The sequence below is a fragment of the Cryobacterium sp. TMT2-15-1 genome, from assembly GCF_004402345.1.
GTDB classification, from domain to species: domain Bacteria; phylum Actinomycetota; class Actinomycetes; order Actinomycetales; family Microbacteriaceae; genus Cryobacterium; species Cryobacterium sandaracinum.
The window spans coordinates 18,505-43,341 of record NZ_SOGD01000034.1 but is presented as its reverse complement, the minus strand read 5'-3'; the positions used below and the strand labels follow the sequence as shown (position 1 = coordinate 43,341).

The window sequence follows — 24,837 nt, the reverse complement described above, 5'->3', positions numbered from 1 at the left end:
GGGGCAACCCGGCCCGGTTTCGGAGGTGCCACGCGTAAGCTGGTACCCACTATGACCAGCAGCACCGCTACGCCCCCATTCTCCAGCGCCGAGACGCTGGACCCGCAGCAGTCGGCCCTGCGCACCTCGGCCCTGCGCACCTCGGCCCTGAGCGCGCCGACTCTGATTGCTCCAAGCCAGGCCTCGCACGACGCTGCGGGCCGGGCCCGCACCTACGAGGTGCGCACCTTCGGCTGCCAGATGAACGTGCACGACTCCGAACGGCTCAGCGGGTCGCTCGAAGCGGCCGGCTACGTGACGGCCGACGGGGAGGAAGCCGACATCGTCGTGCTCAACACGTGTGCCGTGCGCGAGAACGCCGACAACAAGCTCTACGGCAACCTGGGGCAGCTGGCCTCGGTCAAGCGCCGCCACGACGGCATGCAGATCGCCGTCGGCGGGTGCCTGGCCCAGAAAGACAAGGATGTCATCCTCAAGAAGGCACCCTGGGTCGACGTCGTCTTCGGGACGCACAACATGGGGTCACTGCCGAGCATGCTCGAGCGTGCGCGGCACAACGGCGAGGCCCAGCTCGAAATCCTCGACTCCCTCGAGACCTTCCCCTCGACCCTGCCCACGAAGCGCGATTCGAGCTACAGCGGCTGGGTCTCCATCTCCGTCGGCTGCAACAACACCTGCACGTTCTGCATCGTGCCCGCGCTGCGCGGTAAGGAGAAGGACCGCCGTCCCGGCGAGATCCTCGCCGAAATCCAGGCCCTCGTCGACGACGGGGCAATCGAGGTCACCCTGCTCGGCCAAAACGTCAACTCCTACGGGGTTGAGTTCGGCGACCGTCTCGCCTTCGGCAAACTGCTGCGCGCGGCCGGCAAGATCGAGGGGCTGGAACGCATCCGTTTCACCAGCCCGCACCCGGCTGCTTTCACCGATGACGTGATCGACGCCATGGCCGAGACGCCGTCGGTCATGCCGCAGTTGCACATGCCGTTGCAGTCCGGCTCGGACCGTATCCTCAAGGCCATGCGCCGCTCCTACCGTTCGGCGCGATTCCTCGGCATCCTCGACCGCGTCCGAGCGCAGATGCCGCACGCGGCCATCAGCACGGACGTCATCGTCGGCTTCCCCGGCGAGACCGAGGAGGACTTCCAGGAGACCCTGAGGGTCGTGGAGCTGGCCCGGTTCGCCACCGCCTTCACCTTCCAGTACTCCATCCGGCCCGGGACCCCCGCCGCGACGCTGCCCGACCAGGTCCCCAAGGAGATCGTCCAGGATCGTTACGAGCGCCTCGCCGCCCTGCAGGAGCGCATCTCCTGGGAGGAGAACCAGGCCGTGGTCGGTCGCGAGGTCGAACTGCTCGTCGCCAACGGCGAGGGCCGCAAGGACGCCGACACCCGTCGACTCAGCGGCCGCGCCCTTGACAGCCGGCTCGTGCACTTCGACGTGCCGGAGGGCTCGGAACTGCCCCGTCCGGGCGACCTCGTGACCGTCACGGTCACCCAGGCGGCCCCCTTCCACCTGATCGCCGACTCCGTCGACGGGGCTCCGCTGCGCATCCGGCGCACCATCGCCGGCGACGCCTGGGACCGCCTCGAAGTCGAGTCCTGCGGCGTGCCCAGTCACGGCGGAGTCGCCGGCGGGTCTGGCTCGGTCTCCCTCGGCCTGCCGACCCTGCGCCTACCCGACCGAGCCGTGGGCTCGCCCGCGGTGACCAGTTCCAGCACCACGCCGATCTACGACGTCACCGACGGGGAGCGCTAGGCAGGTGCCCGGCCCGAACCCGGTGACCGGCACCGACCCGACACTGATCGTTGTCGTCGGACCCACCGGCACCGGCAAGTCCGACCTCTCGCTCGACCTCGCCGAACGCCTGGCTGAGACCGGTCGGGGGGCGGAGATCGTCAACGCCGACGCCATGCAGCTGTACCGCGGCATGGACATCGGCACCGCCAAGCTCACCGTGCTGGAGCGCCGCGGCATCCCGCACCACCTGCTCGACGTGCTTTCGGTCACCGACGACGCCACCGTCGCCCGTTACCAGACGGAGGCCCGCGCCGCGATCACCGACATCGTGGCGCGCGGCAACGTGCCCATCCTGGTCGGCGGCTCCGGGCTCTACGTGTCCGCCGTGGTCTACGACTTCCAGTTCCCCGGCACGGATGCCGTGCTGCGCGCCCGACTCGAAGCCGAGCTGACCGAGCAGGGGCCCGGCGCCCTGTACACCCGGTTGAAGGCCGTGGACCCCGTCGCCGCCGCCCGCATCGGCGCCGGCAACGGTCGGCGCCTCGTGCGCGCCCTCGAGGTCGTGGAGCTGACCGGGGGGCCGCACACCGCCGCCCTGCCCGACGAGCCGGTCTACTGGATGCCCGCGGTCACAGTGGGACTCCGCGCCCAGCGTGCCGAGCTCACCCCCCGCCTCGACGCCCGGGTGGAGGGCATGTGGGCCCGCGGACTCGTCGAGGAGGTGCGCGGGCTGATCCCGAGTGGAATCGAGACCGGTGTCACGGCCAGCCGGGCCATCGGCTACGCCCAGGCCCTTGGGCAGCTGACGGGCAGCCTCAGCCGGGCGGAGGCCATCCAGGAGACGCAGCAGTTCACCCGCCGGTACGCGAGACGGCAGGTGAGCTGGTTCAAGCGTTCCCCGCACACCCACTGGATCGACTTCGACGCGCCGGATCGGGTTGACCGGGCGCTGACCCGCCTGGCCGACCCGGAGCAGCCGGCCGAGCACTGGGCGATCGATCCGGCCTCCTAAACTGGACGGCATGGGTATTGATCTGAACTTCACCAAGGGCCACGGCACCGGGAACGACTTCGTGCTTTTCTCTGATCCCGACGGGCAGATCGACCTCACCCCGAGCCAGATCCGGGCCATCTGCGACCGCCGATTCGGCATCGGTGCCGACGGCATCATCCGCGCGGTGCGCTCCACGAGCCTGGCCGCCGGCGCGATCGCCCTCGCTGAGGACGATGCGGCCGAATGGTTCATGGACTACTGGAACGCCGACGGCACGGTGTCCGAGATGTGCGGCAACGGCATCCGCGTCTACACCCGCTTCCTGGTGGAGCAGGGCCTGACCACGCTCGACTGCGGCGACACGCTCTGCATCGGCACCCGCGGGGGAGTGCGCGACGTTCAGCGCGGCGCAACCGGCTACCAGGTCGACCTCGGCCGGTGGCGCCTCGACGGCGGTGAACCGCTCGTTCGGGCGAAGGACCTGCCCGTGGCCCGCCCCGGTCTCGGCATCAACGTGGGTAACCCGCACGTGGTCGTGGCCCTGGCCGACGACGACGAGCTCGCAGGCGTCGACCTCACCTTCGTGCCGCAGCTCGACCCTGACCCGGCGGCCGGGGCGAACATCGAGCTCGTGCTACCGGGCGATCCGCTCGTCGTGAACGGTGTCGGCCGCATCCGGATGCGCGTGCACGAGCGCGGCAGCGGCGAAACACTCTCCTGCGGTACGGGGGCGGCCGCGGCGGCCCTCGCCACCCGGCACTGGGCCGGCGCGGGTGCCCCGAACCAGTGGCAGGTCGAGGTCACCGGCGGCACGCTCGGCGTGCGCATGTTCCCGACCGAGGACGGCGAACACGTCTCACTGTCGGGTCCGGCGGAACTCGTGTACGACGGCGTCTTCCGCCTCGGCTGAGTACTCGCTCGAGGCGATGGGCCGCGACGCGGCCTAGTCCTGGCGTTTCACCCGCAGGACCCGGAAACCCTTGCTGATGGAGTGCCGTGAGGTGCTGAATTCGGCGGGCAGGTCGCCGTCGAGCCAGCGCTGCAGGGAGTCGGAGCCGAGGTTGCGCTGCACGACGAGCCAGGCATCCGAACCCGGCTCCAGGCGCGGCAGCCAGGTACGCAGCATGGTGTGCAGTTCGGTTTTGCCGACCCGGATCGGGGGATTCGACCAGATGGTGCGGAACGTCACGTGGGCGGGCATCTGATCGGGCAGCACCGCGGTGATGTTGGTGAGGCCGAGCTTCTGCGCGTTCAGCCGCACCAGGTCGAGCGCCCGCTCGTTGACGTCGACGGCCCAGATCGTGGCGCGGGGTGAGGCGAGGGCCAAGTGCAGGCTGATCGGACCCCAGCCGCAGCCCAGGTCGAGGAAATCGCCGCCGGGCGGCGGAGTCGGCGCGTTGTTCAAGAGCACCTGGGTACCGGTGTCGATGTGCTCCGGGCTGAAGACCGAATTGGCTGTGGTCAGCTCGCGTTCTTGGCCTCCCAATCGAACGGTCACCTGGCGGAGTTTCAGGGTGCTGTCGGGTGCCGGGGTGAAGTAGTGGTCGGAAGGCATAGAGGGAACTTACCGTGCATCGAGGAACTATTGTTAAAGGAATGACTGAGTCACATCTGCCCGACGACACCGACGACGTGGTCGCCCGCGTTCTTGCCAGCGCTGACAGCAAGGCTGCCGGCTATTCGCTGTTCCGCAGCGGCTCGGCGCAGGCTTTGCAGGCCGAATCCGGCCCGTCGCACGACGACGAGGGTCACGACGGAGTGCAGCAGGACCGCGAGGACCGCAACGCGCTGCGCCGCGTGCCCAGCCTCTCCACCGAACTCGAGGACGTCACCGAGGTCGAGTACCGCCAGCTCCGGCTGGAGAACGTTGTTCTGATCGGCCTGTACACGCACGGGACCGTCGCGGACGCCGAGAACTCCATGCGCGAACTCGCCGCTCTGGCCGAGACCGCCGGCGCCACCGTTCTCGACGGCCTCATGCAGCGCCGGGCGAAGCCGGACGCCAGCACCTACCTCGGCAAGGGCAAGGCCGAAGAGGTGGCCGGCATCGTCAAGGCGATGGGCGCCGACACCGTCATCGCCGACACCGAGCTGGCGCCCAGCCAGCGGCGCGCACTCGAGGACGTCGTCAAGGTGAAGGTCATCGACCGCACCGCCGTGATCCTCGACATCTTCAGTCAGCACGCCAAGAGCCGCGAGGGAAAGGCCCAGGTCGAACTCGCCCAGCTCGAATACCTGCTTCCCCGCCTGCGCGGCTGGGGCGACTCGATGTCCCGCCAGGCCGGAGGCCAGGTGGGCGGCGCCGGTGCAGGCATGGGTTCGCGCGGCCCCGGTGAGACCAAGATCGAGCTGGACCGCCGGCGCATCCACACCCGGATGTCTCGCCTCCGCAAGCAGATCCTCGAGATGAAACCCGCCCGCGAGGCCAAGCGGGCCAACCGCAAGCGCAACGCCGTGCCATCCGTCGCCATCGTCGGTTACACCAACGCCGGCAAGTCGAGCCTGCTCAACCGCATCACCCGGGCCGGCGTACTCGTCGAGAACTCCCTGTTCGCCACCCTGGACGCCACGGTGCGCAAGTCCACGACGGCCGACGGGCTGCTCTACACGCTGACGGACACCGTCGGGTTCGTGCGGAACCTGCCCCACCAGCTGGTGGAGGCGTTCCGGTCCACCCTCGAGGAGGTCGCCGACGCCAACGTGATCGTGCACGTCGTCGACGGCTCGCATCCTGACCCGGCGAGCCAGCTTGCCACAGTGCGCGAGGTCATCGCCGAGGTCGGTGCCCGGGAGATCCCGGAGGTCGTCGTCTTCAACAAGAGCGACCTGATCAGCGATGATGACGGGCTCGTGCTGCGCGGACTCTGGCCGAAGGGCATTTTCGTCTCGGCCCGCACCGGCGAGGGCATCGAGGAACTGCTCGCGACCATCTCGGACCTGCTGCCGCGGCCGTCGATCAGGCTCGAGTTACTCGTCCCCTACGAGCGGGGCGACCTGATCGCGGTGCTGCACGATCAGGGCACGGTGCTGTCCACCGTATACGCCGAGACCGGCACCCGGGTTACGGCTCTGGTGACTGATGAGATCCGGTCGCTGTTCGAGCCGTTCGCCGTGCCGCCGGCCGTCACCGGCTGACCGCCTCCGGCTGACGACATATTCGGTCACGGACCTGCCGGGCATCGGGGGTGCTTGTTAGAGTCTTCTCAATCGTTGCCTCCGGTCTCCTGGCCGGCGGCATGGAGCGACAGCCGAGCCCGGCACCCGCCCGCGAACGCCCGCCTGGCTTGCCGGGCGGTCCGCGGCCGCCCGGCCCCCAGTGCCTGACACTGGCAACTGTCGAATGAGGAGCAATGCCCCACACCTCGGACCCTGCGTGCCGGAAGATCCCGTTCTCATTCGAGTTGTATCCGCCCACATCGGATGCCGCCACCTCCGTGCTGCACGCCACCATCGAGCGGCTGGCCGCGGCCGGCCCGGAATTCATCGCGGTCACCTACGGTGCGAACGGCTCCTCCCGGCGCTCCTCCCTGGACGTGCTCACCCACATCCTGCGCACCACCACCGTGGACCCGCTGGCCCACCTCACCTGCGTGGGCTCGTCCAACGCGGAAGCCAGTCAGCTGATCCGGGAGTTTCTGGACGCCGGGGTGCGGAGCTTCCTGGCCCTGCGAGGCGACCCGCCGGAAGGCATTCGGGAGGGTGAGGCCTTCCTCGGCGACCTGGGCAGCGCCGCGGAACTGGTGCAGCTGATCCACCGGGTGCAGGCCGAACGGGTGCCGTACCGCGAGGCCGTGATCCCGGGACTCCCTGCCGCCCGCACAATCAAGCGGGAACGGGAGAAGGTACGCATCGCCGTGGCCGCCTTCCCGAACGGCCACCCGCGCTCCCGGTCCGCCACCCAGGACATCGACACGCTGCTGGCCAAGCAGGCCGCCGGCGCCAACCTGGCGATCACGCAACTCTTCTTTCACGCCGACCACTACCTCAGCTTCATCCTGCGAGCCCGTGCCGCCGGGGTCGAATTCCCGATCCTGCCCGGGATCATGCCGGTCACGAGCCCGGCCCGCCTGCGCCGCATCCTCGAGTTGTCCGGCGAGGAACTGCCGTCCGAGCTGGCGATCGCGCTCGAGGTGGAGCCGACGAAGGAAGGCCAACGTGAGATCGGCATCCGTCAGGCCACCGAACTTGCCCGGGAACTCATCGCCGGCGGTGCCCCCGGGCTGCACCTCTACGCCTTCAACCAGCACGAGACCGTGCTCGCCGTGCTCGACGGCTGCGGTCTGCTCACCCCCACCCTGCCATCGTCCGCACTGCCTGCCCCTCACCCCGTCAAGGAGAACCCATGACCAACTCTTCCACGTTTCCCGACTTTCCCGCCGGCACCATCCTGGGCTACCCGCGCATCGGGCCGCGCCGCCAACTGAAGAAGGCCGTCGAAGCGTTCTGGGCCGGATCGGTCAGCGCCGACGAGCTCGAGGCGACCGCGGCCGTCCTGCGCCAGGGCACCCGAGAGCGCCTCGTGCAGCTAGGACTCGGCCGGGACGACTCGTCCATCCCGGAATCGTTCTCCTACTACGACCAGATGTTGGATGCCCTGTGCACGGTGGGCGCCGTCCCCGCCCGGTTCGCGCATCTCCGGGGCGAGGACGGCCACCTCGACCTGGCCGGCTACTTCACCCTCGCCCGCGGCGAAGGTGAGCATCCGCCGCTGGAGATGACCAAATGGTTCGACACCAACTACCACTACCTGGTGCCGGAGATCGGCCCCGAGACCGAGTTCACCCTCGCCGGCACCCGGCTGGTGCGCGAGTTCGAGGAGGCGAAGGCGGCCGGATTCCTGACCCGGCCCGTCATCGTCGGCCCGGTCACCTTCCTGCTGCTGAGCAAGCCCAGCAACGAGGCCCCGACCGGATTCAGTCCGCTTGACCGCCTCGACGACCTTGTGCCGGTCTACGCCGCCCTCCTGCAGCGGCTGCGCGCCGCCGGAGCCGAATGGGTGCAGCTCGACGAGCCTGCCCTGGTCAGTGAGAGCATCGACACCCCGAGAACGGATGCCCTCGCCGGCCTCCGCTTCGCCTACAACACCCTCGGCGCCCTCGCCGAGCGCCCCGCATTGTTCGTCGCCGCGCCGTACGGCAGCCTCGACGACGCCCTACCCGTTCTTGCCATCACCCCGGTGGAAGCCATCGGACTCGACCTCGTGCGGGGAAGCGTGCCGGCGGAGACCCCCGGACTGGACACGACAACTCTCGTAGCCGGCATCATTGACGGCCACAATATCTGGCGCGGCGACCTGGCCGCCGCCTTCGACACGGCGGCCGGCCTGGTCCGCCTCTCGCCGCGGATCTCAGTTTCCACCTCAACCTCGCTGCTGCACGTTCCCCACGACATCGACGACGAATCGGCGCTGGACGACGACCTGAAGAGCTGGCTCGCCTTTGCGGACCAGAAGGTCGCGCAGGTTGCCACACTCGCCCGCGGCCTCAGTCTGGGTCGCCGTGCCATCGAGACCGACCTCTCTGCGGCGTCCGCGGCCCTCGACGCGCGGAGGGTGGCTCCCGGAGTCCGCGATGGCGCCGTTCGGGTTCGCGCCGACGCGCTCACTTCGGGCGACTTCACCCGGGACGCCTACGCAGCCCGAGTGGCAGCCCAGGAGATTGCCCTCGGGCTGCCGTTCCTGCCGACAACCACGATCGGATCCTTCCCGCAGACCGGGGACATCCGTCGGGCCAGAGCGCAGCTGGTACGGGGGGTGCTGAGCACCGCGGACTACCGGGACCTGATGCGCGCCGAAATCCGTCGCGTCGTCGCGCTGCAGGAGGACATCGGCCTCGACGTGATCGTGCACGGGGAGCCGGAACGCAACGACATGGTGCAGTACTTCGCCGAGAACCTTGACGGATTCGCGGTCACCGAGAACGGTTGGGTGCAGTCCTACGGCAGCCGGTGCGTGCGCCCGTCGATCCTCTGGGGTGACGTGTCCCGACCGCGGCCCATCACGGTCGAGTGGTCAGCGTTCACGCAGGGTCTGACGCCCAAGCCCGTCAAGGGGATGCTCACCGGTCCGGTCACGATCCTCGCGTGGTCGTTCGTGCGCGACGACCAGCCGCTCGGCGAGACGGCCAGGCAGGTGGCCCTGGCCCTGCGGGACGAGATCGCCGACCTGGAGACGGCCGGCATTCAGATCGTCCAGGTCGACGAGCCCGCGCTGCGGGAGCTGCTGCCGCTGAAGCAGAAGGACCAGGCGGAATACCTCGACTGGTCGGTGGGGTCCTTCCGCCTGGCGACGGCCGGTGCGGCCGCGGCCACCCAGATCCACACCCACCTCTGCTACTCGGAGTTCGGGGTGGTCATCGACGCGATCCGCAACCTGGACGCGGATGTGACCAGCATCGAGGCGGCACGCTCTCGCATGGAGGTGGTGGGCGATATCCGGTCCCAGGGCTTCGACCACGGTATCGGCCCGGGAGTGTGGGACATCCACTCGCCGCGTGTGCCGAGCGTGGCCGAACTCACCGACCTGCTCGAGCGCGCCGCGGCGGCCATCCCGGCCATCCGGCTCTGGGTGAACCCCGACTGCGGCCTCAAAACCCGCGGCTACGCCGAAACCGTCCAGTCCCTGCACAACATGCTCGCTGCGACCCGCATCCTCCGCGCCCGCCTGACCTCCTCCGTTTCCGCCTGACCCTGCCTCCACCCACACAAAAGCCGGGCACGACACCAAAACCAGTGTTCGTGCCCGGCCCACAAGACCCGGCCCACAAGACCCGGCCCATAAGGCCCGACCGAAACAACCATGGTGACTCAACACACGCGCGTCACCACGACGTTGGTCGAAACCGGCGAGATCAAGAGTCGGCCTGAAGTGCTAATGAACTTCAGTGCTGTTGCCCTAAACCGACCGCAGCACGGCCACAACCTTCCCCAGAATCTCGGCGTGATCGCCGACGATGGGTTCGAAGTTGGTGTTGCGGGGCAGTAGCCAGGTGTGCCCGTCGCGCTGGCGGAAGACCTTGACGGTTGCCTCGTTGTCGAGCATGGCAGCAACGATTTCACCGTTTTCGGCGGTCTTCTGCTGCCGCACGACGACCCAGTCGCCGTCCATGATGGCGGCGTCGATCATCGATTCGCCCGACACCTTGAGCATAAACAGGTCGCCCTTCCCCACCAGCTGGCGGGGCAGCGGGAAAATCTCGTCGATCTGCTGTTCGGCGGTGATCGGGATGCCGGCGGCGATGCGACCGACGAGCGGAACCATGGCGGCGTCGCCGACCTGCACTCCGGTGTGGAAACTTTCCGAGGCTCCGGCCGTCGTGTCTTCGGGCGACTGCGGAATCTCGATGAGCACCTCCAGCGCTCGGGGGCGGTTCGGGTCACGGCGGAGGTAACCGCTCAGTTCCAACTGGTTGAGCTGGTGGGTGACGCTCGACAGTGACGACAGGCCGACGGCGTCGCCGATCTCCCGCATGCTCGGCGGATAGCCGCGTTGGCTGACCGAGCGTTGGATGACGTCAAGGATGGCGAGCTGCTTCTCGCTGAGGCTCTTGCGCCGTCTGGTGCCGCCCTTGTCGCGGGGACCGCTGGTGTTCTGTGCCACGTTCGTCGCTCCTCGTTGTGATTGATGCGCTGGCGGCACGCATCGAATGCCGCCGATTCACGCGAATGTCGGGGGTGCCTGATTGAGTGTCAATCAACAATCGAAACTGTATCCGCGTTGAGGCCATTAAACAAACATGTATTCGAGTGGGTCGGGATGAATATTTCAGAAACTACCGAAAAAAGCTTGATTGTTCGAATAATCGAATATACATTCGGAACATAAGTTCGTATCCGGCTCTCCCGGCCGAGAGTCGGATGTAGCTTCTCACAGGAGGTATGACATGAGCACTGCACTTGAACGAGGCGTCCCCATCACGACCGGACGCACCCGGCTCCGACTCACCCGGCGCGGTCGCGTCGTTTTCACGTGCCTGGCTGCCTTTCCGCTCGTGGCCGTGGCTCTGGCCGTCGCCCTCAACGGAGGCATTGCCGCCGCCGAGAACTCGACCGTCGGTCGCGTGGCCACGGCCTTCGACTACGTCACCATCAAGTCGGGGCAGTCGCTCTGGCAACTTGCCGAGACAATTGCGCCCACGGCCGATCCGCGCGAGGTGATCGCCGAGATTGTGAGCCTCAACCAGCTGCCGTCCGACAGCGTGCAGCCCGGTCAGCGGCTGGCGCTTCCGAACGACCTGTGAACTACCCGCAACGAGTCCCCGCCGGTCTCACCCCGGTAACATGGGGGGAGTGACCAGTCTCAACGATCTGCCCCTTCGCGATAATCTGCGCGGACTCACCCCCTACGGGGCGCCGCAGTTGCACGTGCCGGTGGCTCTCAACGTGAATGAGAACACCCACGGCATCCCGGCTGAGGTGGCGCAGGACATCGTGGCGGCGTTGGCCGTGGCGGTCACGACCGTGAACCGATACCCCGATCGGGAGTTCACCGAGCTGCGGGATTCCCTCGCCCGTTATCTCGGTCACGGCCTCACTCGAAAGAACATCTGGGCCGCCAACGGATCCAACGAGGTTCTTCAGCAAGTGCTGCAGGCCTTCGGCGGCCCGGGTCGGTCCGTTCTCGGCTTCGCACCGACCTACTCCATGTACCCTTTGCTCGCCTCCGGCACCGGTACCCGCTGGATCGCGGGCGGTCGTGACGCCGAGTTCGAACTCTCCCCGGCAACGGCGGTGGAGTGGGTCGACCGGGTTGCCCCTGACCTCGTCTTCCTCTGCTCGCCGAACAACCCCACCGGCACGCCCCTGTCCCTGGAGACGATCGCGGCCGTCTACGACGCGACCGACGGCATCGTCGTCGTCGACGAGGCATACGCCGAGTTCGGGACGGATGACGCGCCGACCGCCCTGAGCCTGCTGCCCGGCCGGGAGCGCCTGCTGGTGTCCCGCACCATGAGCAAGGCGTTCGCCTTCGCGGGTGTGCGCGTCGGCTATCTGGCCGCCGATCCCGCCGTGACGGATGCCCTCCGCCTGGTTCGTCTGCCCTACCACCTGTCCGCGCTCACCCAGGCTGCCGCGGTCGCCGCCCTCGTCCACACGCCCGCGATGCTCGCCATGGTCGACGACATCCGCGGGCAGCGGGACCGCATCGTGAGCGAACTGGCCCGGCTTGGCTACTCTCCGCTGCGCAGTGCGAGCAACTTCGTGTTGTTCGGCGGCGTCGAGGACCCTCGGGCCACCTTCGAGGCGCTGCTGGCGGAAGGCATCCTCGTGCGCGACGTCGGAATCCCGGGCCACCTGCGGGTCAGCGCCGGCACCGAGTCCGAGACGACGGCGTTCCTCGACGCTCTCGAGGCGCTTGGGCGGCCGTGAACGGCTCGGGCCAATAAACTAGCCGTATGAGCTTCTCTTTCGCGACCACCTCGCCCCGTTTCGCCCACCTGCAGCGCGAGACCAGCGAGTCGAGCATCGATCTGTCGCTCAATCTCGACGGCACCGGTGAGTCGGACATCCAGACGTCGGTCCCGTTCTTCGATCACCTGCTCACGGCCTTCGCGAAACACTCGTTGACCGACCTCACCGTGCGCGCCCGCGGTGATATCGAGATCGATGTGCACCACACGGTCGAGGACGTCGGTATCCTGCTCGGCCAAGCGATCAAGCAGGCTCTCGGGGACAAATCCGGCATCTCCCGCTACGGTGACGCCCTCGTGCCGCTCGACGAGGCCCTCGTGCAGGCCGTCGTCGACATTTCCGGGCGCCCCTACCTCGTGCACCAAGGCGAGCCGGCCGGTTTCGAGTTCCACCTGATCGGCGGCCACTTCACCGGCTCCATGGTGCGCCACGTATTTGAGGCTATCGCCTTCAACGGTGGCCTCACGGTGCACGTCACCGTGCAGGGCGGCCGCGACCCCCACCACATCGCCGAAGCCGAATTCAAGGCCTTTGCCCGAGCGTTCCGCCAGGCGAAGGCGCTCGACCCCCTGGTGTCCGGCGTGCCCTCGACCAAGGGTGCGCTGTGACCAGCGTCGTTGTCTTCGACTACGGCACCGGAAATGTGCACTCCGCCGTCAAGGCACTCGAACTTGCCGGGGCCGAGGTGACGCTGACCAGCGACCGCCGTCAGGCGCTTGAGGCCGACGGGCTCGTCGTGCCCGGCGTGGGCGCGTTCAGCGCCGTCATGCAGGCCCTGAAGGCGGTGCACGGCGACGAGATCATCGACCGCCGGATCGCGGGCGGACGCCCGGTGCTGGGCATCTGCGTGGGTATGCAGATCATGTTCGAGCACGGCGTCGAACGCGGCGTGGACACGGAGGGGCTGGGCGAGTGGCCCGGCACCGTGACGCAGCTGACGGCGCCGGTGCTGCCGCACATGGGCTGGGACACGGTCACGCCGGGGGAGGGCTCGATGCTGTTCCATGGCCTTGAGCAGGAGCGCTTCTACTTCGTGCACTCCTACGCCGCCCAGGAATGGTCCCTCGACGTCATGCCGCCGTTCCCGAAGCCGATTCTCACCTGGTCCGAGCACGGACAACCTTTCCTGGCCGCCATCGAGAACGGACCGCTTACCGCCACCCAGTTCCACCCGGAGAAATCCGGTGAGGCAGGCATCCGTCTGCTCCATAACTGGCTCGGCACCGTCAAGAACTGACCGTGACTTTTCCCTGACTGACCTGGTCGCCGCGACCACTCCCAACCGAGGACACCCATGACTGTGAATACCCCTTCCCTCCGTCTCGTTCTGCTGCCCGCCGTGGATGTGGCCGACGGCAAGGCCGTTCGCTTGACCCAGGGCGAAGCCGGCACCGAGACCAACTACGGCGACCCCGTCGACGCGGCACTTGACTGGGCCCGCCAGGGCGCCGAGTGGATCCACCTCGTCGACCTCGACGCGGCCTTCGGTCGCGGCAACAACACGGATGTCATCCGCACCGTGATCCGCGAGGTCACGGGTGTGAAGATCGAGCTCTCCGGCGGGATCCGCGACGACGCGTCGCTGGACGCGGCCCTGAACGCGGGCGTCAGCCGGATCAACCTGGGCACCGCGGCACTGGAGAACCCGGAGTGGGCGGCGCAGGTCATCGCCCGGCACGGGGACGCCGTCGCCGTCGGGCTCGACGTGCGCGGAACCACCCTCGCCGCCCGCGGCTGGACCAGGGAGGGAGGGGACCTCTGGGAGGTGCTCGCCCGTCTCGAGGAGGCTGGCTGCTCGCGCTACGTCGTCACCGATGTGACCAAGGATGGCACACTGCAAGGCCCCAACATCGACCTGCTCCGCCAGATGATGGAGCGCACCGATCGACCGGTCGTCGCCTCCGGCGGCATCTCCAGCCTCGACGACCTCCGCGCATTGCGCGAACTCGTGCCGCTCGGACTCGAGGGCGCGATCGTCGGAAAAGCCCTCTACGCGGGGGCGTTCACCCTGGGCGAGGCGCTGGATGTCGCGGGCGCGTAACCTCGGCTCCACCGGCCTTCCCGGCGGACCCGGAGGGGGAGACTCCGCCGGGCAGCCGTGGGAGGGACGACAGTTTGAGCCCAACATGCACAGCGACGACGACGGGCTCGCGCCCGAGCCGCTCCTGGCGGCCGTGCGCCGCTTCCAGGCTCGGGAGGCCGGCGAAGAGACGGTGGTCGACGCCATCCGTGGCTCGCGGCTGCTCGTTCCCCTGGTGACCGAACTCGGCCAATCGGGCACCACCGAGGCCGGCCTCCGCGTCGACAAGACCCAGGAACTGTCGATCATCACCGTGGCCGGGCCCGACGGACGCACGGTGCTTCCCGTGTTCACCTCGGTCGCTGCGATGACGGCGTGGAACACGCAGGCCCGGCCGGTCCCGGCCGACGGCGTGCGCGTCGCGCTGGCCGCGGCTCAGGAGAACACCGATCTGGTCGTGCTCGATCCGACCGCGCCCACCGAGTTCGTGGTGCGGCGCCCGGCCCTGTGGGCCATCGCCCAGTCCCTGCCCTGGACCCCCAGCTATGCCAGTCGCGACGTCGCGGACGCCTTCGCCGACTCCGTGGCCACCGAACTGAGTGTGCTCGGGGTTGAACTGGCCCCCGGCGACCCGGCCGCCCGCCTCGCCGGACCGGAACTGATTGTACGTCTCGAGCTCATGGACGGCCTGACCCGCACCGAGCTCGACGCGACCCTCGCCCGGCTCGCGGCCCGCTGGTCATCGAGCGACGTCATCGCCACCCAGGTGGACTCCCTCACCGTGCAGCTGCTGCCCTCCGCCTAGGCGGTCTCTTCCATCGTCGGCGGTTCCGGGTCCCGCGTTCCGCGCTCCGCCCCCGCGTCCGCCACGAACGAATACGACGGAGATTGTGGCCAAATCGGTTCTGGATGTCCGGGAAACCCCGGTTTAGATTCATAATCTCCGTCGAATTGGTTCGAGTGGCCCGGCTCAGGCGGATCGACGAGGATAGTCGTATGAACGAGGTTCTGCACCGATTCACCCCGGCCACCCGCGCCTGGTTCGCGCAGGCCTTCGCCGCACCCACCGAGGCCCAGCTCGGGGCGTGGGACGCCATCTCTCGGGGCTCACACGCGCTGGTGGTGGCCCCCACCGGATCAGGTAAGACCCTCGCCGCGTTCCTCTGGGCCATCGACCGCCTGGCCGCGGATACTGTAGAGGCCGCAGATGTCTCGGAAGCCTCGGCGCGTCCTGACCGGTTCACCGCGCCGGGAACCCGCGTGCTCTACATCTCGCCGCTCAAGGCGCTGGGCGTCGACGTGGAACGCAACCTGCGGGCCCCGCTGGTGGGCATCGTCCAGGCTGCCGAGCGCCTCGGGTTCGCCCCGCCCCGGGTGACCGTCGGCGTGCGGTCGGGGGACACCCCGGCCACGGAACGCCGAAGCCTGGTCAAAACGCCGCCGGACATCCTGATCACCACGCCAGAATCGCTGTTCCTCATGCTCACCTCGGCGGCGCGGGAATCGCTGCGCGCCGTGGACACGGTCATCATCGACGAGGTGCACGCGGTCGCGGCGAGCAAGCGCGGCGCGCACCTGGCCGTCTCACTGGAACGGCTCGACGACCTGCTCGCCCGCCCGGCCCAGCGAATCGGACTGTCGGCTACCGTGCGACCGGCCGCCGAGGTCGCCCGGTTCCTCGGAGGTTCCGCACCGGTAGAGATCGTCGCACCGGTGTCGACCAAACGATTCGACCTCAGCGTGGTCGTTCCCGTCGACGACATGAGCCAGGTCGGCCCGGCACCGGTGCGGGAGGGTTCGACGGCCGCCGCCGCCCCACAGACCGGGTCCATCTGGCCGCATGTGGAAGAGGCAATCGTCGACGAGGTGCTGGCGCACACCTCCTCGATCGTGTTCGCCAACTCCCGCCGGCTGGCCGAACGGCTGACCGCGCGCTTCAACGAGATCTACGCCCAACGCCTCGAGGACGAGCCCATGCCCGCGATGCCGGCCGTGATGACCGAGCGGATGCCTGCCCTCGTGCCCGTCGGCACTGCGGCACCCGGCCCGCCGGCCGCGCTCATGGGCGCCAGCGGCCAGAGCGCCGGGGCCGAGCCGCTGCTTGCCCGCGCGCACCACGGCTCCGTCAGCAAGGAGCAGCGCGCACTGATCGAAGACGACCTCAAAGCCGGGCGGCTGCGCTGCGTGGTGGCGACGTCCAGCCTCGAACTCGGCATCGACATGGGCGCCGTCGACCTGGTCGTGCAGGTGGAATCGCCGCCGTCCGTGGCCAGCGGGCTGCAGCGGATCGGCCGGGCCGGGCACCAGGTGGGGGAGGTCTCCCGGGGCGTGATCTTCCCCAAGCACCGGGCCGATCTCATCCATGCGGCCGTTGCCGCCGAGCGCATGGCCGCCGGACTGATCGAATCACTGCAGGTGCCGTCCAACCCGCTCGACATCCTCGCCCAGCAGACCGTGGCGGCGACCGCCCTTGAACCCATCCACGCGGAGGAGTGGTTCGACACCGTGCGCCGCAGCGCCCCCTTCCACGCCCTCCCGCGGTCGGCCTACGAGGCCACCCTCGACCTGCTTGCCGGCCGGTATCCCTCCGACCAGTTCGCCGAGCTGCGCCCCCGCATCGTCTGGGACCGGGAGACGGGCATCCTCACCGGGCGCCCGGGCGCGCAACGGCTCGCGGTGACCAGTGGCGGCACGATCCCCGACCGCGGCCTGTTCGGCGTCTTCATGGTCGGCGGCGACCAGGCCACCGGCCGCCGGGTGGGGGAGCTCGACGAGGAGATGGTCTACGAGTCCCGGGTCGGCGATGTCTTCGCCCTCGGCACGACGAGCTGGCGTATCCAGGAGATCACCCACGACCGGGTGCTCGTGCTGCCCGCCTTCGGTGAACCGGGGCGGCTGCCGTTCTGGAAGGGCGACGGCCTCGGCCGGCCCGCCGAGCTCGGTGAGGCGATCGGCGCGTTCCTGCGCGAGGTCTCGGCGCTCCCCGACCCGGAGGCCCGGGTGCGCTGCCGGGCCGGCGGCCTCGACGAGCGCGCCGTCGACAACCTCCTGGCCTTCCTCGCCGAGCAGCGCGCCGCGACCGGTCAGGTCCCGACCGACCGCACCCTCCTCGTCGAGCGGTTCCGAGACGAGCTCGGCGACTGGCGGGTGGTGCTGCACTCCCCGTTCGGCCTGCAGGTGCACGCGCCCTGGGCCCTCGCCGTGGGCGCCCGGGTGCGGGAGCGCTACGGGCTCGACGGGGCCTGCGTGGCCAGTGACGACGGCATCGTCGTGCGCATCCCCGACACCGAGTCCGACCCACCCGGAAGCTCCCTCTTTGTCTTCGACCCGACCGAGCTCGAACAGATGGTCACCGACGAAGTCGGCGGGTCGGCCCTGTTCGCCGCCCGGTTCCGCGAGTGCGCCGCGCGGGCCCTGCTGCTCCCGCGCTACAACCCGGGTCGGCGGTCGCCGCTCTGGCAGCAGCGCCAGAAGGCCGCGAAGCTGCTCGACGTGGCCCGCACCTTCCCGACCTTCCCGATCATCCTCGAAACCGTGCGCGAGTGCCTGCAGGACGTCTACGATCTGCCCGCCCTCCTGGCCCTCACCCGCCGCATCGACAGTCGCGCCCTGCGCCTGGTCGAGACCCAGACGGATGCCGCGAGCCCGTTCGCGAGCACCCTCCTCTTCGGCTACGTGGCCGCGTTCATGTACGAGGGAGATTCCCCGCTCGCCGAGCGGCGCGCCACCGCCCTCTCGCTCGATTCCAGCCTGCTGGCCGAGTTGCTCGGTCGGGTGGAGCTGCGCGAGCTGCTCGACCCGGCCGTGATCCTGCAGACCGACCTGGAACTGCAGCGGCTGCCGGCCGACCGGAAGGCGCGCGGAGTCGAGGGCATCGCGGACCTGCTCCGCGGCCTCGGTCCGCTCACCACGGCGGAGGTGGCCGCCCGCCTCGACCCCGCCGTGTCACCGGGCGCCACCGAGGGCCTGCAGGTGCTTTTCGACGCGCGGCGCATCATCCCGGTCGGTTTCGCCGGGCAGCAGTGGTGGGCAGCCATCGAAGACGCCGCCCGGCTTCGCGACGCCCTCGGCGTCCCCCTGCCGCAGGGGGTCCCGGCCGTGTTCACCGAGCCGGTGCCGGACCCGCTCGGCGACCTGGTCAGCCGGTACGCCCGCACCCACGGCCCGTTCACTCTCACCGACGTGGCCGCGCGCTTCGGGCTCGGCCCGGCCGTGGCGCTCGTCGCCCTCCGGCGCCTGGCCGGGGCCCGCCGCCTCCTCGAGGGCGAGTTCCGGCCGCACGGCACCGGCAGCGAGTGGTGCGACGCCGAGGTGCTGAGGCGCCTCCGCCGCCGCTCCCTGGCCGCGCTCCGGCACGAGGTCGAGCCGGTCGACCAGGTCACAATGGGCCGGTTCCTGCCGGCCTGGCAGCATGTGGGCGGGCGCCTGCGCGGGATCGACGGGGTCGCATCCGTGATCGAACAGTTGGAGGGGGCGCGCATCCCGGCATCCGCCTGGGAGACGCTTGTGCTGCCCTCCCGCGTCGCAGACTACCGGCCGGGCATGCTCGACGAGCTCACCAACACGGGCGAGGTGCTCTGGGCCGGCGCCGGCACGCTGGCCGGTAATGACGGCTGGATCAGCCTGCACCTGCGCGACACCGCGCCGCTCACCCTGCCGCTGCCCACCCCGCTGGAGACGACTGCGCTCCAGCAGGAGATTCTGACCACCCTGGCCGGCGGCGGGGCCTTCTTCTTCCGTCAACTCGCGGATGCCGTCGGCAGCCAGGACGACGCCGGCCTCGCCGCCGCCCTCTGGGACCTGGTCTGGGCTGGACTGGTGGGCAACGACACCTTCGCCCCCGTACGCGCCCTGCTCTCCGGCGGGCGCGCGGCGCACAGCACCCGCCGGACCGCCCCGCGAGCCCGGCTGCACGGCGGCCGCATCCCCGCGCGTGGCACCCTCCCGTCCCGCACCGGGCCACCGACCGTCTCCGGGCGCTGGTCGATCGTTCCGGTCGCCGATGACTCGCCCACCCGCCGGGCGCACGCCCTGGGCGAAACCCTGCTCGAACGCTACGGCATCGTCACCCGGGGCGCGGTGATGGGGGAGGGCGTGACGGGCGGCTTCGCCCTCGTCTACCGCACCCTCAGCGGCTTCGAGGAGATGGGGCGGTGCCGGCGCGGCTACTTCATCGAGGGTCTCGGGGCCGCCCAGTTCGCCACGGTCGGCACGATCGACCGGCTGCGCTCCTACGTCGCCGAGGCACAGCATCCGAAACCGGAGGCGATCACCCTCGCCGCTACCGACCCGGCCAACCCCTACGGCTCCGTGTTGCCCTGGCCTCCGCTGCCCGAGGGCACCGGGCACCGCCCCGGACGGAAGGCCGGCGCGCTGGTCGTGCTCGTCGATGGGGCCCTGGTGCTCTACGTCGAACGCGGCGGCAAGACCGTGCTCGCGTTCGACGGAGGGGCCGGGAACGGAGGGGCCGGGAACGGAGCGGCCGGGAACGGTGCCGACGGGAACCGTGAACCCGCCGTCGAACATTTCGAACCGACTGCGGTCCTGACCCTCGCCGCCGCGACCCTTGCCGGCACGGTCACCGCGGGGCGGGTTCCGAAGCTCGGCGTGGAGACCGTCAACGGCGTGTTCGTGATCGGAACAGCGGTGGGCACCGCCCTGCTCGCGGCCGGATTCGGCGTCACGCCGCGGGGAGTGAAGCTGCATGCCTGAGGGTGACACCGTCTACCGCACCGCGTGGAACCTCGACCAGGCCCTGCACGGCGCCCGGCTCACCCGCTGCGACGTGCGGGTGCCGGCGTTCGCCACCGTCGACCTGACCGGGCAGACCGTGCACGAGGTTCTCAGTCGCGGGAAGCACCTGCTGATGCGCGTGGGGGAGGCCAGCATCCACTCTCACCTGAAAATGGAGGGGTCGTGGCACCTCTACCGTCATGGGAGCGCCTGGCGCCGGCCCGCGTTCCAGGCGCGCATCGTTCTCGAGACGGTGGACTGGGTGGCTGTGGGCTTCGAACTCGGGCTGCTCGAGGTGGTGCCGCTCAATCAGGAGGCCGCCCTGCTCGACAACCTCGGGCCTGACCTGCTCGGCCCCGACTGGGATGCGGCCGAAGCCGTGCGCCGCCTCCAATCACGCCCCGCGCAACCCATCGCCGTCGCGCTCGCCGACCAGGGCAACCTTGCCGGGCTCGGCAACGTTTACGTGAACGAACTGGGCTTCCTTCGCGGCCTGCTGCCGACCCGGCCGGTGGCCGAGGTGACGGATGTCCCGGGTCTCGTCGCTCTCGCTCGCCGCCTGATCCTGGCGAACCGTGACCGCACGGAGCGGATCACGACCGGCAATGCCCGGCGCGGCATGCAGAGCTGGGTCTACGGCCGCGCCGGCCAGCCCTGCCGGCGCTGCGGTACCGCGGTCGAGCAGGGCCGGCTCGGCCGCACCGAGCTCGAACTGCGGGTCACCTACTGGTGCCCGCGCTGCCAGACCTAGGGGCGTGTGTGTCCGAACGACCGTGGACGTGGCCAACTCAGGACATCCGTCGTCATCGGTCACCGGCCGCCGCGGACCAGTGCGGAACCGGCGCCGATGCCCGGCGTAACCGGACGGATCTCCTGAGTTAGCCACGACGTCCGGCGGACGCGCAGCAGCGGTCGTGCGATCCGGGTACCCACCACTCGCTGCGCCCGGCCAGGACACGGTGCCGGGACACGCCCTACGGCATCGGGTTGTCGCCGACGTCGTCCTCGTCCAACGCCGCGAGGGCGTCCTGGCCTGCCCAGACGTTGCTGAGCACCGTGACCAGCAGAAAGACGGCCACGAGAAGCGGCCACAGCACCCACCGGGGGATCACGTCTATCCAGGTGAGAACAAGCGTGATCGCATAGGGCACCATCACGCCCCACATGAATCGCCGACGGGCCGGTGTGGCCCGTTGCGCGACACCGGCATCCTTTCGAAACGGAAACAGCAGTCTCAGATCCATGGCGATCCCCCCGCAGCCGTTCGCGCTAGTTGACCGGCCCGGTGAACTTTTCGCCCGGACCCTGGCCGATCGCGTCGGGGATGGCCGAGGCCTCTCGGAACGCCAGCTGCAGCGACCGCAGACCGTCGCGCAGGCTGCGCGCGTGCATGTCGGCGATGTCGGGGGCCGCGGCGGTGATCAGGCCGGCGAGGGCCGTGATCAGCTTGCGTGCCTCGTCGAGGTCGGTCTGGTTCTTCGGGTCGTCGGCCAAGCCCACCTTGACCGCGGCGGCGCTCATCAGGTGAACGGATGCCGTCGTGATGATCTCCACGGCCGGCACGTCGGCGATATCGCGTGTTGCCTGGGCTGCATCCTGCTCATTGCTGTTGGTCACTGCATTCCTCTGTTAGACTCGACTGGGCTCCGAGATGCAAGTCTCGGTACGAAAGTGGATAATCTCCCACCCGCGCATACCGCTTCATCAAGGTTACCGGGTAGTTGCACTCCGCCTTCGCGGCGCTGGACTCCGACAGGAATCCGCTCCACGAGGGTAGACAGGGTGTCGTCTGTGATGTTCGGGCAGTTTTCTCCGACAATCCAGACGCGGTTTTCCTCTCTTCGTCTCCGGGCGACATCCGTCTCCTGGCTGTAGCCACGATGCATGAGAAGAGGAGAGACGCATCAGCGATCCCCGTACAAATGACCGTATCCGCGTCCCCGAAGTCCGTCTCGTTGGTCCTAACGGCGAGCAGGTAGGGGTCGTGGCCATTGATGTTGCGCTGCGCCTTGCACAGGAGGCCGATCTTGACCTCGTCGAGGTTGCACCGACCTCGAAGCCGCCCGTTGCCAAGATCATGGACTACGGCAAGTTCAAGTACGAGGCTGCGCAGAAGGCCAAGGAGGCCCGGCGCAACCAGGCGAACACGATCCTGAAAGAGGTTCGTTTCCGTCTCAAGATTGATAAGCACGACTACGAGACCAAGCGCAAGCGCGCCGAGGGCTTCCTGAAGGCCGGTGACAAGGTCAAGGCCATGATTCTGTTCCGTGGCCGTGAACAGTCCCGTCCCGACCAGGGCGTACGTCTGCTCCAAAAATTTGCCGAGGATGTCGCCGAGTTCGGTTCCGTGGAATCGAGCCCGACCATCGACGGTCGAAACATGGTCATGGTCGTTGGCCCGCTGAAGAACAAAGCGGAAGCCAAGGCCGAGATCAACGCACACAAGGCTGCCGATCGGGCAGAAAAGGTTGCCGACAAGGCTGACAAAGTTGCTGATAAGGCAGCGAAACTGGAGGAAAAAGATGCCTAAGATGAAGACCCACTCCGGGACGAAGAAACGCTTCAAGGTCACCGGCTCCGGCAAGATCATGAAGCAGCAGGCCGGCCTGCGCCACAACCTCGAGGTCAAGAGCACCCAGCGCAAGTCCCGCCTCAACCACGACCAGGTGCTGGCCAAGGCCGACACCAAGGTCATCAAGAAGCTTCTCGGTCGCTAGACCCGTACCCCGTAAGGAACTAAGAAAATGGCAAGAGTCAAGAGGGCCGTAAACGCCCATAAGAGCCGTCGCGTTATTCTCGAGCGCGCCAAGGGTTACCGCGGTCAGCGCTCGCGTCTGGTCACCAAGGCCAAGGAGCAGCTCACTCACTCCTTTACCTATAGCTACCGTGACCGTCGTGCACGCAAGGGTGACTTCCGTCGCCTGTGGATCCAGCGGATTAACGCTGCGTCCCGCGCGAACGGCCTGACCTACAACCGTCTGATCCAGGGTCTCGCCCTGGCCGGCATCCAGGTCGACCGTCGCATCCTGGCCGAGCTGGCCGTCAACGAGCCCGCCACGTTCGCGGCCATCGTCGAGAGCGCCAAGGCAGCACTGCCCGCCGACACGTCGGCACCCCGGATCGCCGCGTAGCGTTCAGCCGGCACCAGCACCATCACGCACTCTTCACGGGAGCGGGCCCCGCGCCCGCTCCCGTTTTGCGTGCCCGGGGCCGGTTCGCGGGGTCACCGTGTGCACCCCGAGCGGGAACACAGCCGCCCCGCCCCGGCAAGTAAGCTGGAGGCATGTTAGATAATCCCCGTTCTCCGCGCGTGCGGGCTGTCGCGAAACTGGCGAATCGAGCCGCTCGCTCCGAGACGGGGCTGTTCCTCCTGGAAGGCCCCCAGTCGGTCTCCGAGGCCCTCAACTTCCGGCCCGAGCTCGTTGTGGAGCTCTTCGTGACCCCCACCGCCCTCGAGCGGCACCCCGAGATCGCCCAGGTCGCCCAAGAGGTGGGCACCGAGCTCGAATTCGTCACCGAGCAGGTGCTCGAAACGATGGCCGACACGGTCACGCCGCAGGGTTTCATCGCGGTGTGCCGTCAGTTCCCCACCTCGGTCAAGGACATCTTCGCCAACGAGCCCAAGCTCATCGCCATCCTCGAAGAGGTGCGCGACCCCGGAAACGCCGGCACCATCATCCGTGCCGCGGATGCCGCCGGCGCCGACGCCGTGATCCTCACCGGCCGCAGCGTGGACCTGTACAACCCGAAGGTCGTGCGCTCCTCGACCGGCTCGATCTTCCACCTCCCCGTCGCCGTCAGCGCGACGCTCTCCGACGTGCGCGAACGGGCCCGGTTCGCGGGCCTGCAGATCTTCGCCGCCGACGTCAAGGGCACCGATTTGCTCGCTGCCCGCACCGAGGGGCTTCTGGTCGCGCCGACGGCGTGGCTGTTCGGCAACGAAGCCCGTGGACTGACCGACGAAGATCTCGCCGTGGTCGACCGGTCCATTTCCGTTCCCATCTACGGTCACGCCGAATCGATGAACCTGGCGACGGCCGCCAGTGTTTGCCTGTATGAAAGCGCGTTTGCGCAGCGCAGCTGATCATCACAGCTCGGTAACCACCGGCTTGGTGGTTCTCTGAGACCCTGTTCTAGCCTAGGTTTGGGACATGGAGCCTACAGAATCTGCGCCGGCGACGTCCAACATCACGGTGTTGCGCGGTGAGCCTCTCGTCGTGATCAGCGACGTGGACAAGCACTACGGTGACCTTCACGTGCTGAAGAAGATCAACGCCGTGGTGAACCGTGGCGAGGTCGTGGTGGTGATCGGGCCGAGTGGCTCAGGCAAGTCCACCCTCTGCCGAGCCATCAACCGGCTTGAGACCATCGACGCGGGCGTCATCACGATCGACGGCGTCAAGCTGCCGGCCGAGGGCAAGGCGCTGGCCAAGCTGCGCGCGGACGTCGGAATGGTGTTCCAAGCGTTCAACCTCTTTGCCCACAAAACCGTCCTTGAGAACGTCACCCTCGGACCGATCAAGGTGCGCGGCCTGTCGAAGGCCGAGGCCGAGAAAAAGGCCATGGTCCTCCTCGAGCGCGTCGGTGTGGCCAACCAAGCCAAGAAGATGCCTGCCCAGCTTTCCGGTGGACAGCAGCAGCGGGTCGCGATCGCACGGGCCCTCGCCATGGACCCGAAGGTCATCCTGCTCGACGAGCCCACCAGTGCGCTCGACCCCGAGATGATCAACGAGGTGCTCGAAGTCATGATCAACCTGGCCAACGACGGCATGACCATGATCGTCGTCACGCATGAGATGGGCTTCGCCCGCCGCGCCGCCGACCGGGTCATCTTCATGGCCGAGGGCGAGATCGTCGAGGAGACCACGCCCGAGCAGTTCTTCACCAACCCCCAGAGCTCGAGAGCGAAGGACTTCCTCTCCAAAATACTTGCCCACTAACCGGT

At 68.6% G+C, this 24,837-nt stretch carries 23 protein-coding genes; 19 read left to right on the top strand and 4 right to left on the bottom strand.

Features of this window, described 5'->3' with window-relative positions; genetic code table 11:
* The first annotated feature begins 51 nt into the window (after nt 1-51).
* The 3 genes from miaB to dapF are packed head-to-tail and all read left to right on the top strand — an operon-like array spanning nt 52 to nt 3,641.
* On the top strand, nt 52-1,755 hold the full coding sequence (miaB, locus tag E3O62_RS09500) for a tRNA (N6-isopentenyl adenosine(37)-C2)-methylthiotransferase MiaB (RefSeq protein ID WP_134398334.1): 1,704 nt from the start codon (nt 52-54) through the stop codon (nt 1,753-1,755).
* A gap of 4 nt (nt 1,756-1,759) precedes the next feature.
* A complete protein-coding gene (gene miaA / locus E3O62_RS09495; RefSeq protein WP_241973404.1) occupies nt 1,760-2,749 on the top strand; it encodes a tRNA (adenosine(37)-N6)-dimethylallyltransferase MiaA in 990 nt (329 codons plus the stop codon).
* A gap of 10 nt (nt 2,750-2,759) precedes the next feature.
* A complete protein-coding gene (gene dapF / locus E3O62_RS09490) occupies nt 2,760-3,641 on the top strand; it encodes a diaminopimelate epimerase (RefSeq protein WP_134398333.1) in 882 nt (293 codons plus the stop codon).
* Nucleotides 3,642-3,674: 33 nt separating this feature from the next.
* Here the strand turns inward: dapF and E3O62_RS09485 are convergent, their stop codons facing one another.
* Nucleotides 3,675-4,286: a class I SAM-dependent methyltransferase gene (locus E3O62_RS09485; protein ID WP_134394625.1), complete on the bottom strand. Its 612-nt coding sequence runs from the start codon at nt 4,284-4,286 to the stop codon at nt 3,675-3,677.
* 41 nt (nt 4,287-4,327) lie between these two features.
* Between E3O62_RS09485 and hflX the strand changes: the two genes are divergently transcribed.
* The 3 genes from hflX to metE all read left to right on the top strand — a co-directional run bounded on the left by hflX (nt 4,328) and on the right by metE (nt 9,416).
* Nucleotides 4,328-5,866, top strand: a complete 1,539-nt coding sequence (gene hflX, locus E3O62_RS09480; protein ID WP_134394623.1) for a GTPase HflX — start codon at nt 4,328-4,330, stop codon at nt 5,864-5,866.
* A 215-nt stretch (nt 5,867-6,081) separates the two neighbouring features.
* Nucleotides 6,082-7,077 (top strand): methylenetetrahydrofolate reductase, encoded by a 996-nt coding sequence (locus tag E3O62_RS09475; RefSeq protein WP_134398332.1) that lies wholly within the window; start codon nt 6,082-6,084, stop codon nt 7,075-7,077.
* The gene (gene metE / locus E3O62_RS09470) at nt 7,074-9,416 is read left to right on the top strand and encodes a 5-methyltetrahydropteroyltriglutamate--homocysteine S-methyltransferase (RefSeq protein ID WP_134394619.1); all 2,343 of its coding nucleotides are present in this window, start codon (nt 7,074-7,076) and stop codon (nt 9,414-9,416) included. The genes E3O62_RS09475 and metE overlap by 4 nt, the downstream gene beginning before the upstream one ends.
* A gap of 207 nt (nt 9,417-9,623) precedes the next feature.
* Here the strand turns inward: metE and lexA are convergent, their stop codons facing one another.
* Nucleotides 9,624-10,328 carry a transcriptional repressor LexA gene (gene lexA / locus E3O62_RS09465; protein ID WP_104101199.1) on the bottom strand — a complete coding sequence of 235 codons (705 nt, stop codon included), beginning with the start codon at nt 10,326-10,328 and terminating at the stop codon, nt 9,624-9,626.
* A gap of 283 nt (nt 10,329-10,611) precedes the next feature.
* Between lexA and E3O62_RS09460 the strand changes: the two genes are divergently transcribed.
* From E3O62_RS09460 to E3O62_RS09425, 8 genes are all read left to right on the top strand, one after another.
* Nucleotides 10,612-10,968: a LysM peptidoglycan-binding domain-containing protein gene (locus E3O62_RS09460; protein WP_134394617.1), complete on the top strand. Its 357-nt coding sequence runs from the start codon at nt 10,612-10,614 to the stop codon at nt 10,966-10,968.
* 40 nt (nt 10,969-11,008) lie between these two features.
* Nucleotides 11,009-12,097: a histidinol-phosphate transaminase gene (locus E3O62_RS09455; RefSeq protein WP_134394615.1), complete on the top strand. Its 1,089-nt coding sequence runs from the start codon at nt 11,009-11,011 to the stop codon at nt 12,095-12,097.
* Nucleotides 12,098-12,123: 26 nt separating this feature from the next.
* Nucleotides 12,124-12,747, top strand: a complete 624-nt coding sequence (hisB, locus tag E3O62_RS09450) for an imidazoleglycerol-phosphate dehydratase HisB (protein WP_134398331.1) — start codon at nt 12,124-12,126, stop codon at nt 12,745-12,747.
* Nucleotides 12,744-13,376: an imidazole glycerol phosphate synthase subunit HisH gene (gene hisH, locus E3O62_RS09445; RefSeq protein WP_134394612.1), complete on the top strand. Its 633-nt coding sequence runs from the start codon at nt 12,744-12,746 to the stop codon at nt 13,374-13,376. Before hisB ends, hisH begins: the two co-directional genes overlap by 4 nt.
* A 57-nt stretch (nt 13,377-13,433) precedes the next feature.
* Nucleotides 13,434-14,180: a bifunctional 1-(5-phosphoribosyl)-5-((5-phosphoribosylamino)methylideneamino)imidazole-4-carboxamide isomerase/phosphoribosylanthranilate isomerase PriA gene (gene priA / locus E3O62_RS09440; protein WP_134394610.1), complete on the top strand. Its 747-nt coding sequence runs from the start codon at nt 13,434-13,436 to the stop codon at nt 14,178-14,180.
* Entirely contained in the window at nt 14,164-14,964 is an 801-nt protein-coding gene (locus E3O62_RS09435) for an SseB family protein (RefSeq protein ID WP_134394608.1), read from the top strand. The genes priA and E3O62_RS09435 overlap by 17 nt, the downstream gene beginning before the upstream one ends.
* 191 nt (nt 14,965-15,155) lie before the next feature.
* A complete protein-coding gene (locus E3O62_RS09430; RefSeq protein WP_134398330.1) occupies nt 15,156-19,871 on the top strand; it encodes an ATP-dependent helicase in 4,716 nt (1,571 codons plus the stop codon).
* Complete coding sequence (locus E3O62_RS09425) at nt 19,864-20,643, top strand: DNA-formamidopyrimidine glycosylase family protein (protein ID WP_134398329.1); 780 nt, start codon at nt 19,864-19,866, stop codon at nt 20,641-20,643. Before E3O62_RS09430 ends, E3O62_RS09425 begins: the two co-directional genes overlap by 8 nt.
* Before the next feature lie 223 nt (nt 20,644-20,866).
* Here the strand turns inward: E3O62_RS09425 and E3O62_RS09420 are convergent, their stop codons facing one another.
* Together E3O62_RS09420 and E3O62_RS09415 are read right to left on the bottom strand one after the other, a co-directional pair.
* The gene (locus E3O62_RS09420) at nt 20,867-21,136 is read right to left on the bottom strand and encodes a hypothetical protein (RefSeq protein ID WP_134394602.1); all 270 of its coding nucleotides are present in this window, start codon (nt 21,134-21,136) and stop codon (nt 20,867-20,869) included.
* A 25-nt stretch (nt 21,137-21,161) separates the two neighbouring features.
* Nucleotides 21,162-21,509 carry a DUF1844 domain-containing protein gene (locus E3O62_RS09415; RefSeq protein WP_134394600.1) on the bottom strand — a complete coding sequence of 116 codons (348 nt, stop codon included), beginning with the start codon at nt 21,507-21,509 and terminating at the stop codon, nt 21,162-21,164.
* 286 nt (nt 21,510-21,795) lie between these two features.
* Here E3O62_RS09415 and infC point away from each other — a divergent pair, with 286 nt between their 5' ends.
* The 5 genes from infC (at nt 21,796) to E3O62_RS09390 (ending at nt 24,832) form a co-directional block, all read left to right on the top strand.
* Complete coding sequence (infC, locus tag E3O62_RS09410; RefSeq protein ID WP_104101226.1) at nt 21,796-22,422, top strand: translation initiation factor IF-3; 627 nt, start codon at nt 21,796-21,798, stop codon at nt 22,420-22,422.
* Complete coding sequence (rpmI, locus tag E3O62_RS09405) at nt 22,415-22,609, top strand: 50S ribosomal protein L35 (protein WP_104101228.1); 195 nt, start codon at nt 22,415-22,417, stop codon at nt 22,607-22,609. The genes infC and rpmI overlap by 8 nt, the downstream gene beginning before the upstream one ends.
* A gap of 27 nt (nt 22,610-22,636) precedes the next feature.
* Nucleotides 22,637-23,023 (top strand): 50S ribosomal protein L20, encoded by a 387-nt coding sequence (rplT, locus tag E3O62_RS09400; protein ID WP_134398328.1) that lies wholly within the window; start codon nt 22,637-22,639, stop codon nt 23,021-23,023.
* 152 nt (nt 23,024-23,175) lie between these two features.
* The gene (locus tag E3O62_RS09395; protein WP_134394598.1) at nt 23,176-23,976 is read left to right on the top strand and encodes an RNA methyltransferase; all 801 of its coding nucleotides are present in this window, start codon (nt 23,176-23,178) and stop codon (nt 23,974-23,976) included.
* Between the two features lie 67 nt (nt 23,977-24,043).
* A complete protein-coding gene (locus tag E3O62_RS09390) occupies nt 24,044-24,832 on the top strand; it encodes an amino acid ABC transporter ATP-binding protein (protein WP_104101236.1) in 789 nt (262 codons plus the stop codon).
* Nucleotides 24,833-24,837: the final 5 nt, after the last annotated feature.